At 34.9% G+C, this 13390-nt stretch carries 9 protein-coding genes; 5 read left to right on the forward strand and 4 right to left on the reverse strand.

Annotated features, from left to right (window positions below; translation table 11 throughout):
- Nucleotides 1-74 precede the first annotated feature (74 nt).
- Both hemE and ABWU40_RS00010 read left to right on the forward strand, forming a co-directional pair.
- Nucleotides 75-1016 carry a uroporphyrinogen decarboxylase gene (gene hemE / locus ABWU40_RS00005; RefSeq protein WP_410529792.1) on the forward strand — a complete coding sequence of 314 codons (942 nt, stop codon included), beginning with the start codon at nucleotides 75-77 and terminating at the stop codon, nucleotides 1014-1016.
- A gap of 69 nt (nucleotides 1017-1085) precedes the next feature.
- A complete protein-coding gene (locus ABWU40_RS00010) occupies nucleotides 1086-2279 on the forward strand; it encodes a pyridoxal phosphate-dependent aminotransferase (RefSeq protein WP_015589340.1) in 1194 nt (397 codons plus the stop codon).
- Nucleotides 2280-2332: 53 nt separating this feature from the next.
- Here the strand turns inward: ABWU40_RS00010 and ABWU40_RS00015 are convergent, their stop codons facing one another.
- Complete coding sequence (locus ABWU40_RS00015) at nucleotides 2333-2821, reverse strand: hypothetical protein (protein WP_015589341.1); 489 nt, start codon at nucleotides 2819-2821, stop codon at nucleotides 2333-2335.
- Between the two features lie 488 nt (nucleotides 2822-3309).
- Here ABWU40_RS00015 and ABWU40_RS00020 point away from each other — a divergent pair, with 488 nt between their 5' ends.
- From ABWU40_RS00020 to glyA, 3 genes are all read left to right on the forward strand, one after another.
- Entirely contained in the window at nucleotides 3310-4536 is a 1227-nt protein-coding gene (locus ABWU40_RS00020) for an MFS transporter (protein ID WP_353279182.1), read from the forward strand.
- 135 nt (nucleotides 4537-4671) lie between these two features.
- The gene (locus tag ABWU40_RS00025) at nucleotides 4672-5892 is read left to right on the forward strand and encodes an MFS transporter (protein ID WP_141457298.1); all 1221 of its coding nucleotides are present in this window, start codon (nucleotides 4672-4674) and stop codon (nucleotides 5890-5892) included.
- A 40-nt stretch (nucleotides 5893-5932) separates the two neighbouring features.
- Entirely contained in the window at nucleotides 5933-7210 is a 1278-nt protein-coding gene (gene glyA / locus ABWU40_RS00030) for a serine hydroxymethyltransferase (RefSeq protein WP_015589344.1), read from the forward strand.
- Nucleotides 7211-7953: 743 nt separating this feature from the next.
- Here glyA and ABWU40_RS00035 read toward each other — a convergent pair.
- From ABWU40_RS00035 to ABWU40_RS00045, 3 genes are all read right to left on the reverse strand, one after another.
- Nucleotides 7954-9078: a collagen-like protein gene (locus ABWU40_RS00035; protein WP_353279183.1), complete on the reverse strand. Its 1125-nt coding sequence runs from the start codon at nucleotides 9076-9078 to the stop codon at nucleotides 7954-7956.
- 513 nt (nucleotides 9079-9591) lie between these two features.
- Nucleotides 9592-9747 carry a hypothetical protein gene (locus tag ABWU40_RS00040; protein WP_153296799.1) on the reverse strand — a complete coding sequence of 52 codons (156 nt, stop codon included), beginning with the start codon at nucleotides 9745-9747 and terminating at the stop codon, nucleotides 9592-9594.
- 17 nt (nucleotides 9748-9764) lie between these two features.
- On the reverse strand, nucleotides 9765-13142 hold the full coding sequence (locus ABWU40_RS00045) for a peptidase M2 (protein WP_353279184.1): 3378 nt from the start codon (nucleotides 13140-13142) through the stop codon (nucleotides 9765-9767).
- Nucleotides 13143-13390 lie beyond the last annotated feature (248 nt).

The raw sequence follows: 13390 nt of genomic DNA on the forward strand, positions 1-13390 counted from the left end.
TGGAAAGCGGCAAAACAACAATAGCGAAAATTATTAAGAGAAATGAGCCGGGTGGAAGAGTGCCTATCTGGCTAATGCGTCAGGCTGGCAGGTCTCTTCCTGAGTACCGCAAAGCAGTAGAAAATATGAATAATTTTATGGAGATATGCTACAACACAGATTTAGTGACAGAATTGACGTTACAGCCGGTGACAAGATTTGACATGGATGCGGCGATAATTTTTTCAGACATTTTAATAATAGCTGATGTTTTGGGTTGTGACGTGAATTTCGTACGCGGTGTAGGTCCAATAATAAAACCCGTGGAAAGTCCTAAGGAATTGAAGGGTCCACAAGAAATTGAAACTAAAACCTTACCAATTCTAAACGCTATAAAAAAAGTCAGAAGCCAATTACCAAAAGAAAAATCTCTCATAGGATTTGCTGGTGGACCATGGACAGTAGCCTCATACATCATAGAAGGTGGGAGCAGCAAAACTTTTTCCAAAGTATTAAATTTTTATCCTTCGTGTTTGAAGGAAATAATTGAACGAATAACGGAAGTAACGATTATTTATCTAATTAAACAGATAGAATTTGGAGCAGATGTTATTCAGCTATTTGACAGTAATGCTGGTGCGTTATCGGAACCATTGTTTAAAGAATATGTTATCGAACCAACAAAGAGAATTATCTTGGCAATAAAGGATAGATTTTCTGATTTTCCAATAATAGGTTTTCCAAGGTCTGCTGGAAATCTTTATAAAGATTACTGCGAACAAACAGGTGTATCTGCAGTAAGTATAGATTATAATGTTCCAATAAAATGGGCGAAAGCGAATCTAAACATCCCTCTACAAGGAAACCTTGATCCTAATCTTTTAGCCTATAATAAAACGGAAGCAATCAAAGAAGCAAAACGTATAATAGATTGCTTTAGAGATTTACCCTTCATATTTAATCTCGGACATGGAGTACTCCCTGATACTCCAGTTGAAAATATTGCTGCGTTGGTAAACCTGGTAAAAAGCTACTAATACAATACACAAAATTCCTAGCTTTTTTGTTGTACGGGGTTTATCATTTAAATTTAGCTTCAGTAAAATATGTCAGACCTTGCAAAAAGAATGTTCCTAATAAAACCATCACCTACGATTGCTGTAACTGATAAGGCAAATAAGTTGAAAAATGAAGGAAAAAAGATCTGTGTTTTAGCTGCAGGAGAACCGGATTTTGATACTCCAGATCATATAAAAAAAGCAGCTATTCAAGCAATAAGTGAAGGTAAGACTAAATATACTGCTGTTGATGGAACGCGTGAGCTGAAAGAAGCAATAATTAATAAGTTAAGAAAGGATAATAACCTCGAGTACACGCTTAACCAAATCTGTGTTGGTACAGGTGCTAAGCAGGTGTTATTCAATTTGTTCATGGCAACAATTAACTCTGGAGATGAAGTTATTATTCCAGCTCCTTATTGGGTTTCATATGTTGATATGGTAAGTCTTTTTGGCGGCTTGCCAGTTGTAGTAGAATGCAAACAAAATTTTAAACTGACAGCGGAATTATTGAAAAGCAGGATAACTAAAAAAACTAAATGGTTAATTCTTAACTCACCGAACAACCCTGCAGGAGCTGTGTACACATGTGATGAATTGAAAGACATAGCACAAATATTGCTTGAATATCCACATATGAATGTCGTTACAGATGATATTTATGAGCATATAATATACGACGAAAAGTTTTTTACTATCGCTCAGGTTGAGCCGAAGCTTTATGATAGAGTTTTTGTAGTCAATGGAGTATCAAAAGCCTATGCAATGACAGGCTGGAGAATAGGGTATATTGCAGGTAGAAGTGATGTGGTAAAAGCTATCTCTACGCTGCAGTCTCAAAGCACTTCTAATCCAAATTCGATAGCACAAGCAGCAGCAGCAGCAGCATTAAACGGTGATCATAGTTTTTTGAAAGAAAGAACAAGGATTTTTAAGAGTCGTAGAGATTTTATGGTGAAAGAGCTAAATTCTGTCCCGGGATTATCAGCGTCTGTTCCACAAGGTGCGTTTTATTTATTTGTCTCATGTGAAGGATTGCTCAGTAAAAGCACAAAAAGTGGTAAGATAATAAATAATGATTTAGATTTTACTGAATACTTACTGGGAGATCATTTGGTTGCTGTGGTTCCAGGAATTGCATTTGGTCTAGAAAATTTTATCAGAATTTCTTATGCAACCTCTCAGGAACAATTAGAAATTGGATGTGATAGTATTACTAAAGCGTGCCAGGAGTTAAAATGAAATAGACTATCCATTAATTACCCATTTCACCGCGTCAAAAATATTCACTAAGGTTATCTTGAATGCTCTAATTTGTGTTTTTCTATGGAAGGCATTTTTATTGATTGAGCAAGTGTCTTTCTAATATTGAATTCCTCATTTTTTTCATTTTGTTGCAGTAAGTTAATGTTATTTATTTTATTTACTAAATCTTTCCCCTTTTCCAGAGTCTTTAAATCACTTTCGTTAATGTGATGTTCATTGTAAAATTCTGCAACAATTTCTTTTCTTTTCGGATAAGTATTTAAAAATTCCAACACCTGATGTTTAGCAACAGCTTGAATAAATTTCTTATTAAATCTTGAATCGTTATATAGATCTTCTAAATTTTCATCGTAGTGTTTTGCTTCATTTACAGCAAGCTTTATTATCTCTTCTATACCACTTAGAAGTTTCCTATACAATTTGTCGTATCTATTGCCTAGCACGTGTGTAGCGAATGTTTGTTCAATGTATTTTGTTATGTAATTTTGCAGCGTATTATCTATCGTGCTTATATTCATCAGCCTGCTTTAATATTATATTAACTATTTTACACATAAAAAGGTTAATATTGAATTAATAGAATACTTCTGAAGTCAAATTTTACTGAAAATTATGGTATTTAAGATATAATTGTCAGCATGAAATAAAAACATAAATAAAATGGATCTTGTAACAAAAGTGAAGCTCAAGATAAAGATGAATAAGGGTAAAATCATAAATATACTTATCATTTGTGGTGTAATTTTTTTTATATACCTTATTCATGAGCCAGTTGTAGATATGGTAGAAAAAATTATAAGTAAAATAAAAGGTCTCTTTTAAAAATAGAAAAAGTGAACTTTTTCCATCATCCAAACTTGAACCTGGAAAATTTAGTTAATGCATAAACTACTTATGTTGGTTATGAGTTCAACTGTATAAAATTCCGGTAAATTAAAATAAGTATTCATAAAAATATTGTTTTCTATAAACAGAGTATCTATAACACTAGCTTTGGGGTAAAGTATTGCAGAGGAATTTTTTAATCTGGTTGTTGGCGTCACTGTTTTATGCATACCAATATATATTACGCGTAATTCCAAACATAATTGCGCCTGAATTGATAACAAAATTTAACATAAGTATTACAGATGTTGGCCAGTTTGGTGGGTTATACTATGTAGGCTATACGCTGGCTCACATACCTATTGGTCTTGCTCTTGACAAATTCGGGCCAAAATTTGTTTTGCCTATTTGTATTATCTTAACATTTACCGGAACATTACCACTTATATGCTTTGATGAGTGGTATTATTCAATACTTGGCAGAATAGTCGTTGGAATTGGGTCATCCGCTTCAGCAATTGGACTTTTTAAAGTTGCAAGCATGTATTTTGCGCAAGAAAAATCAGCAAGAATGGCCAGCTTATCTATAATTATAGGAATTTTGGGAGGGATATGTGGCGGGTTACCTTTAGACTTCTTACTCGATAAATTTGGCTGGAATTATGTTATCTATACATTCTCAGCATTTGGGTGTTTACTTGCTCTGTTGCTGTTCTTAGTAACGCCTGAAAGCAATGCTCAACAGGAAAAAGTTAGCATTAGAGACTTAAAAAACATACTTTTCAACAAGCATATTATTCTAATTAGCTTTTTTGGTGGACTCATGGTCGGTCCAATGCAAGGTTTTGCCGATGGTTGGGTGAAAGCATTCTTTTTTGAAGTATATAAAATGAATGAAGACTTGGCATCTTCTCTCTCTTCCGTAATATTGATAGGAATGTTAATAGGATCATTCTCTTTGGCTTATTTATTGGAAAAATATAAAAATAAGCATTATGAAGTAATAATTGCATGCTCATTTGCAATGATCGCTAGTTTTCTTTTGCTTTTTACTCAGATTGGTGGCTTGTATGTTGTATTACCTACGCTTTTTATTATTGGCTTCACATCTGGATATCAGGTGGTTACCATTTACAAAGCGATAAGTTATGTAAATAATAACTTAGTAGGCCTGGCTACAGCTGTGTCAAACATGATAGTTATGGTTTTTGGCTATTTTTTTCACACTGGGATCGCAAAAATAGTAGATTTGTGTTGGGATAGAACAATAATACAAGGAAATCCTGTGTATGGTGCTGAATTGCTGATAAAAGCAACATCAGTTATTCCTGTATGTTTGCTGGTGGCTGTTTTTGGGCTCTTATGGTTAAAAAATAAAGATTTTAGAGAAGTTGATTGTAATAAGTAGATAATTTATCGAAGGCTCGTATGATAAAATCGTTAGATGTACTAATTTAAGGCTCTTGTTATTATGAAATATAATACTTTATTTTACTTTGATATTTTTGTTTTAATTGTAATTGGGTTTTATTAGGTGGTAGGTATGTCGAAAAGTAATTTTTTTGTATGGTTGATAGTATCTCTTTTCTATGCATACCAGTATGTGTTACGTGTCATGCCAAACATAATTGCGCCTGTATTAATAACAAAATTTAATATAAGCATTGCAGATTTAGGGCAATTTAATGGTCTCTACTATGTGGGATTTACACTAGTTCATATCCCTGTTGGTCTTTGTTTTGATAGATTCGGTCCAAAAATTGTTTTACCTATTTGTGCTGTCTTGGTGTCTATTGGAACATTACCTCTTGTGTGCTTTGATGAGTGGTATTATTCAGTATTAGGTAGAATAATTGTTGGGATTGGCTCGTCTGCGTCAGTAATAGGAGTATTTAAAGTTGCCAGTATGTATTTTTCGCGAGAAAAATCAGCAAAAATGGCAAGCATATCTGTTATTATAGGGCTATTAGGGGCAATATATGGTGGTCTACCAATAGAACTTTTGCTTGATGAGTTTGGTTGGAATTATGTAATTTATATTCTTTCAGGGTTTGGTTTCTTACTCGCTTTATCTTTATTTTTAGTTATTCCTTACAATGCTTACAACTTTCGAAAAGAAAAAATTAGCATGAAGGATCTAAAAACTGTGCTTTTCAATAAATATATCATTCTAATTAGTTTTTTTGGTGGCTTAATGGTAGGTCCACTAGAAGGTTTTGCTGATGCTTGGACAAAAGCTTTTTTATGTGAGGTATATCAAATGGCCGGTGATCTAGCGTCTTCAATTTCTTCTGTTATATATGTAGGATTTGCAGCTGGATTGCTCTCTTTTGCTCACATATTAGAAAAATATCCAAATAGACATTATGAAGTTATTATTGTCTGTTCCTTTGCAATGATTGCTAGTTTCCTTTTACTTTTTACACAGGCTGGCGGATTGTATATTGTATTGCCTGCACTTCTTGTTATAGGTTTCGCTTCTGGATATCAAATAGTAACACTGTACAAAGCATTAAGTTATGTAAATAATAACTTAATAGGATTAACTACAGCTGTGTCAAATATGATAGTCATGGTTTTTGGCTATTTTTTTCACACTGGGATCGCAAAAATAATAGATTTGTGTTGGGATAGGACAGTGATACAAGGAAATCCTGTGTATAGTGCTGAATTGCTGATAAAAGCAACATCTATTATTCCTGTATGTTTGCTGATAGCTGTTTTTGGGCTCTTATGGTTAAAAAAGCAGGATAAGCAGTCTTAAAATTGCTTGTGCATCTTAAAATTAAAGCGAGGTTTGATCTATGATGAGTGTTTTAAAAAAAATCTGTGGCTCTAAAAATAGTTTAAAGTCTTTTGATAACGAGGTTTATCAGTCTATAGAAAAAGAATTACAACGCCAAAAATCACAATTGCAATTAATTGCATCAGAAAATTTTGCAAGCAAAGCGGTAATGGAGGCACAAGGCTCTTTTCTGACTAATAAATACGCAGAAGGTTATCCAGGTAAAAGATATTACTGTGGTTGTGAGCATGTGGACAAAATTGAAAGTCTGGCTATAGAGAGACTTTGTAAGTTGTTTGGTGTAAAATTTGCAAACGTTCAACCTCACTCTGGTTCTCAGGCGAATCAAGCAGTGTTTGCTTCACTACTTGCTCCAGGTGATACGATACTTGGATTGTCACTGAATTGCGGTGGGCATCTAACTCATGGTGCGGCACCAAGCCTTTCTGGTAAATGGTTTAAGTCAGTTCAATATACAGTGAATAAAGACACTTACTTGCTGGATATGGATGAGATAGAAAAGCTGGCGCTGGAGCATAAACCGAAATTGATCATAGCTGGTGCTTCTGCTTATCCGAGAAAAATGGACTTCAAACGCTTTCGCGAAATTGCAGATAAAGTTGGTGCTTATTTACTTGCAGACATTGCTCACTATGCAGGGCTTATTGCAGCGGGCGAATATCCATCCCCTGCTGAATATGCACATGTTATGACTTCCACAACTCACAAAACTTTGCGTGGTCCTCGTGGTGGAATAGTGATGACCAATGATGAAGCATTACACAAAAAAATTCAATCTGCAGTTTTTCCAGGATTGCAGGGCGGGCCACTTATGCATGTGATAGCTGCAAAAGCTGTTGCATTTAAAGAAGCATTAGCACCAGAGTTTAAGACTTATAGCAAGAAAGTCGTGGAAAATGCGAAAGTGCTGGCTCAAGAATTGCAAAAGCATGGACTTGACATTATAACCGGTGGCACTGACTCTCATATAGTGCTAGTTGACTTAAGATCGCAGAAATTAACTGGAAAAGACGTTGTAGATAGCCTTGAGAGAGCCGGTATTACCTGTAATAAAAACTCTGTACCATTTGATACAGCAAAGCCGACCATCACTTCAGGGCTCCGTTTTGGCACCGCTGCTGAGACAACACGCGGACTTGAGGCAGAAAATTTTAAAGAGATAGCTGGTCTAATAAATGAAGTAATTCAAGGATTAATCAGCGGAAATAGCTCAAGTGTCGAAAAAGCAGTAAAAGCTAAAGTTGAAAGGATTTGTAGTAATTTTCCTATTTATTAATTTATGTGGTGTCATCCAAGTAGCTGGTAGAAACGAAAAAACTTACTTGACACCCTTCGCCAGCCCTCTTATCATGAAACTGAAGGTATTCATTTATCTTCAATCTGTGCAGATTAAACGACAACAGTATTACGTAATTGGCGTCTTATTTTTAATTTTTTGCACTATGCGCACCCTACGTCTTCACAACATTTCTGGGTTTTTACCTATATAAGCTGAAACGCGCTTATAAAGCGTTTAAGACAGTATAGCACGCCAATTTGCAGGATTAGAGAGTGACAACTAGCTAATACGGGATTTCTTTTGCCTTTTTTTCTGCTTAGTAAATTTCTTAAACATTTAAACTAAGATGAGTTGCATTTAAAAGCAGCTAAATTGCAGTGTTTAAGACTTAAAAAACGCCAATACTGAAAATAGACAATGACTAGGGCTTCTTTTGCCTTTTTTCGTTTGGTAAATTTCTTAATGTTTGTAGCTAACATGAACAAACATTTGAGAGTAACTTCTGCTAGTAGGGTGTCATCCCAGTGCCCAGACACTGGGATCCAGGAATTTTATTAAGTTGGTAAGCATAAAAGTAGCCGTTTTATGTTAAAATACAACATTTTAATGATTATGAAAAGGCTGGATTCCAGCGTCACGCGCTGGAATGACATTGTAGGGTGTTATCCGAGTCCTTTTTCCGTCATCAGAGGACCATATGACGTCATCCAAGTAGCGTGACTACTTGGATCTAAGCTGTATTACCAAGTCCAATTAAGTGCAGCATCATCACTTGTTGGAGGCTCAAAATACGGTTGTGACATTTCCTCTTGCACAGCTCTTTTAAATTCTGGACTTTGTATGTTTATCTTTGTTACATGCTCTTGTAAGGCTTTCTCAGCAGCTATTTCAGCAGCTGTTGGACTTTTACCATCTGCTCCTTTAGGACCAGTGGCTCCTGTCTCCCCTTTTAGCCCTTTACCTCCTAAGAACACCTTTGCTGTTTGATCATTTTTGTCACCATACGCTGTGTCAGTAGCATCAAGAAATCCTCCTAATTTATCCACTAAAATTGATTTGTCGCCGTCTTTTGCATCAAATATAGCATTCACGACATCTTTCGCTGCAGCTTTTGTTTTAAGCTCTGTAGCTTTAACAAAAGCAGTCTCTGCAGCAGTTTTAGTGTAAACTTCATCGGCTGGAGCAGCTTTAATATATACCTTATTTGTAAAATCAGGAGAAGCAGTTATAGCATCCACAACAGGCTGTTTTACTACTTCTGTTTTTAGCGTATCTGTAAGTCCTAAAGTTTTAACAAATGCATCATCAACACCTTTTTTGGTATAGATACCTTTATCATCAGCACCTTTTGCTAATTCTGGTATTAAAGCATCCACAACAGCTTTTTTTGCAACTTTTGTTGCAAGATCTGCAGTTTTAACAAACGCAGTATCTGCATCAGTTTTAGTGTATACTTTATCGGTAAAATCAGTAGAAGCAATTATAGCATCCACGACATCTTTTGCTGCAGCTTTTGTTTTAAGCTCTGTAGCTTTGACAAAAGCAGTATCTGCATCAGTTTTAGTGTAAACATCTGCAGTATTAGCTTTGTTGGCTAGATCAGCTGCACCAGCTTTCTCTCCTAGCTCAGCATCGACGTAATTCTTGTCAGCTTTTTTTGCCAACTCATCATTTACATTTCTTTTAGTGTAAACATCTGCAGTATTAGCTTTCTTTCTCAACTCATCATCCACACCTTTTTTAGTATATATACCTTTATCATTAGCACCTTTATTGAGTTCCACTATCAATTTTCCTAAAAAATCTTTGTTAGTTGCAAGGTTTTCTATTGTATCTATTGTACTCAATTTTTCACTCAATGCCATATCACCCTCCATTAATTACAAAAACCATAGCATGCATGAAAATAGTATAATTTTCGTTAATGTTAGATTTTACATAAGATTTCCTTGAAACTTGTTGTTTCAGAATTCTTCTCTTGTCATTCAAGTGTGTAGCAGATGATGTCATTCCAGTCTGGAATCCAGCCTTTATTATGCAGCCACTTATTTAAAGTTAAGTTTTCTGGATCCCAGTGGGCTTTGTTGCATCGCTAGCTATGATGGATTAAAGATAAAAAAGATAGGGAATATCAGTAGCTTATTATTCTGGTATTTATAACAAGAACGGTCAGTGAATACCTAAATTTGAGTAAAAGAAATTTCACTACCACTCACTAATCTGGCTAAAATTCAAGAATTTCAATGCTTTAGCTATTTTCAATAGAATTAAATTTATTAATATAAATAACAAATTACTATTCTTAAATTTGATCAGATTGATTGCAAAAAAACAAGATTTTCAATAGGTTGCTTATAATCCTAACTATAGTTAGCCTTTCATAAGTAGCGATGCAACAAAGCCATCCCAGTGTCTGGGCACTGGGATGACACCGAAGGGGCTACTCGGATGACAAACCCTGTCATTCCAGGGCGTGACGCTGGTTTCCATCCAAGACGGCAGTGCTTGACACTGGAATGACAAGAAGAGGGCACTGCCCTCCTTGTATGTATTAGATATAGGCCGAGTTGTGGTCGTGATAAATGTGATCGCTTGCGCAATCGAACATTTTCACAAAACCATTCTCTAGATAAAGATTATATTCGTGATGTTGATCTGATAATACAATATTATCTTGCTCCTCTGAATTGAAATGACTTGAATCTGACAGCAATTCGTAATTTGGATTATCTATTTTACTAATGCTGCTTATTACTTTGCCATTACCACTTGATATAGCTAAACTATAACTATCACCATCCTTCATTATCTTGATGGACACCTTATCTTCAGGTAACACTATAAGCTTTTTCGTATCACTATCGTGGATTACGAATTTGCCTTTTTCAAAATAGTATTTGTCTTCCGGCAAAGCACCAACCTTGTATTCTGATGTGTGCAGTTTGTTCCAAAAATCTAACACAGATTGCTTTTCTGCTCCTTCCGCTCTATCATATAAGGCTTTTACATCATTATAATCTATCGTTACATTTGCCTTATGCTTCCCTTCTGAGTCCTGCTCGTAGCTCTTTTCTATTTTGAGAATTGTGTCTTTTAATACTACCTGTTCTTGCTCTTTCTCCTCCACTGAAGCTGACCTTTTTGCCCTTGTTGGAATTTGTGGCTGGTCAGACTGCATTTCACTATTGTCGTTTGATGCAGTTTTCTCTTCAGCAGCTTGTGCAACAACATTAGTAGTACTATGAACTTCTGTCTTAGTTTCACTTACTTGCCCTTTTGGACTTTCGGTTTTTGTATATATTCTCTGATAGTCCGTGTAGCCTCTATTAGTATCACCGATATCACCACTACCTTGATCGAAAGTTATTTTTTTACTTCCATTTCCCATATCCTCAATTTCAACTTGAGGAGAAACAGATGCTAGGAAATCGTTATAACTGTAGTTGTAGTCAGCAGAAAAGAATATTTTACCTTTGAAGTTATGGAAGTTATTAGATAACATTCCAATTTCTTCGTCGCCATCAAACAATTTTACTTTAGTGAAATATGTTTGATCTTTTATTCTAACTATTTCACCGCTAGAGTTTCTTTGTATGTGGTAATCATTTGGGTCGTACTTTATAGCAAAAAGTTTGCCAGAGCCATATTTCTCTAAGTTTATAAGGCCCACATTTACATGTTTATGGGAATAATCTCTCTTTTCATATTCATGTGCAAATATTGGATCTATGTATCTATATTCATCTGATATATTTGGCATACCTATTGGATGTTCATTACCATCTTTTGTCACCGGAACAAGCTTATATGCTCCGTCTTTTTCCACTAATTTTAGATGAGTAATACTTTGTGGTAGTTGAAACCTTACATTTGCTCCATGGTCATGAATAAATAGATCACCTTTCTCGGTAATATAAAAGCCCATATTTTTAAATTCATGTAAGCGCTCGTCTCCTTGCTTTACGACAGCTTCATATACATCATCGTCTGTCCTATCTGTTCCCTTATTATCCAGTAATTTTCCTTTTTCCACGATTACTCCATTTGCCTTTTGCTCATCAGAATATTGTGCATGTTCTGAATCCTGATGATTCAAAATTTTGGTACCTCTAAGAAGCAGAGAATCTAAATCTTTTTGGATGTGTCCAGTGCTAGGATGCAACAATTCATTTTCATGTAAATGCGCTTCATCAAAGTATTCATCGCGTTCAACTGTTCTGCCATCTATTAGGGAAGCTTTATAATGACCATTTTCTTTTGTAACTGCCATGTAAGCACCGCCTTCGTATGAAACATTTAAGTTGTGTAATATATCCTCAAAAACGAAAGTTTCTTTAGTTTGGCCTTCAACTTGCTTAAAAAATCCTGATTCGCTCAATAATTCTCCAAGCTTTGTATTTCCGTCATATATAGACAGTGCACCCATATCTCCTTGACCATGAGCTTGCATAGAAAAAATCTTACCTTCTTGTAGATCAATATGATTTGTACCTCTTATCAAGTTTGAATCGATATTGATCATCTCTTCTAACATCTTTTCTACATCGATGTTCTTAGTCGCTTTTACTTGTTCTAAGCCAGTGTTTATGGTTTCATCAAGTAAGGTACTTTTTAATTCCTCATATTTGGAGGGAATTGAATAATATTTGTCTGAATACTCTTCGTAAGAAATCTTCCCTTCGCTATATTCTTTATTTATCTTGGGATATTCCATTTGCCTCTGCTCATCCAGATTTTTTAATGCATCATCATAAGCTTTCTTTAAATTTTCATCATACTTTGATAGCATTCTAAAAGCCTGATTTTTATACTCTAGACTGTTTCGGTACTCATTACCTTGTTGGTCAGAGTAAGTTAGTTTATCTTGTCCATCGGAAGTTTTTACTACCTTGAGGAAATGATATTCCTTTGATATATCAAGTGTATCATTTGTTGCCCTATTTATAGCACGAGCAACATCATAAAATGCAACGTGTTCTACAGGAGAAAAACTTCCAACGTTTTCTCCATCCATTTTTTCTATATTTGCTTTATAGTAGGATACGTTTTTAATTTCTCCACCCACTATTTCTTGACCAGTTGCTATGAAATCTCCTTTTGTAACTTGCAAAGCGTTGAGATGTTCCATTGCAGTTTCTGTATCATTCTCAGCAAGCCAACTTTTGAAGTCAGTATCGTGTCCTTTTATGTCTTTCAAGAAACTTTTTGACTCATCTGAGTTACCTTGACGTAAAGCATCTAGGTAGTCTCTTAATAAACTAGGATCTTTTTCCTGTAAGTACATTATCAACGCATGACCTGTTTTATAAACTAGGCTATTTGCTTCGCTGTCCTTTGAGTATTCTAAACTTAAAATTTTATCTAAATCCAAATTTGCAGCTTCGGTCTTGTCAATACTTGATCCTTGAGAATTGAATTTATGATCTGAATGATGCTCAAAGTAATCTGCAATTCCTTCCATTAATACTGTAGGTAAAGATTTGCCTCCTGTAGCCAAGTAAGTTAAACCATGTGCAAATTCATGCTGAAGATTATGAACGCCACCTTGCTGGTAGACGTACATTTCAGTAAAAACATCAGCTTTCCCTTTGTAGTAACATTTACCACCTTCGTCTCCAAGGTAAGAACCGAAACGCTCGCTTCCACCAAGGTGAGTGTAATCATCCTTGTCATCAAACATGTAAATTTTAAATGTTTGTTCTGAACTGCCGCGTTCTAACTTGAATGTATCTTTAAAACTAGTAGCTGTTTCTCTTATCTCACTTTCAATGTTAGCAACTTTACTTGCTCTTAAATTGTGAGAATAAACCTCTACTTTAATATTTAAATCTTCAACTTCTATAACATGTGGCGAATTAAACCCTTTGCCGTTATTGTTGAAGTATTCTTCTTTAGTTATATTTTTATTTACTTGTTGATTGATTGCCATGATTCTAACCTATAATTTATTAACTCTTCAAATATCAAGCATAAAGTAATTTCCCTAAAAAAAACGTAAATTCCTGTATTAATATAATTTATATCTTAATAAATAAAGTATAGATAGTTAACTTAATATGTAAAATTTAGAATATGGCTGAAATTCTATACAGCTATATTTCGGAATCACATTGGACAAGGACAAAAGCAAAGTGGTTTATTGACTTTCATTCCACCAAAGCACTATACTAAAACCAC

The sequence above is a fragment of the Wolbachia endosymbiont (group A) of Cydia amplana genome (assembly GCF_964028495.1).
Classification (GTDB): Bacteria; Pseudomonadota; Alphaproteobacteria; order Rickettsiales; family Anaplasmataceae; genus Wolbachia; species Wolbachia pipientis.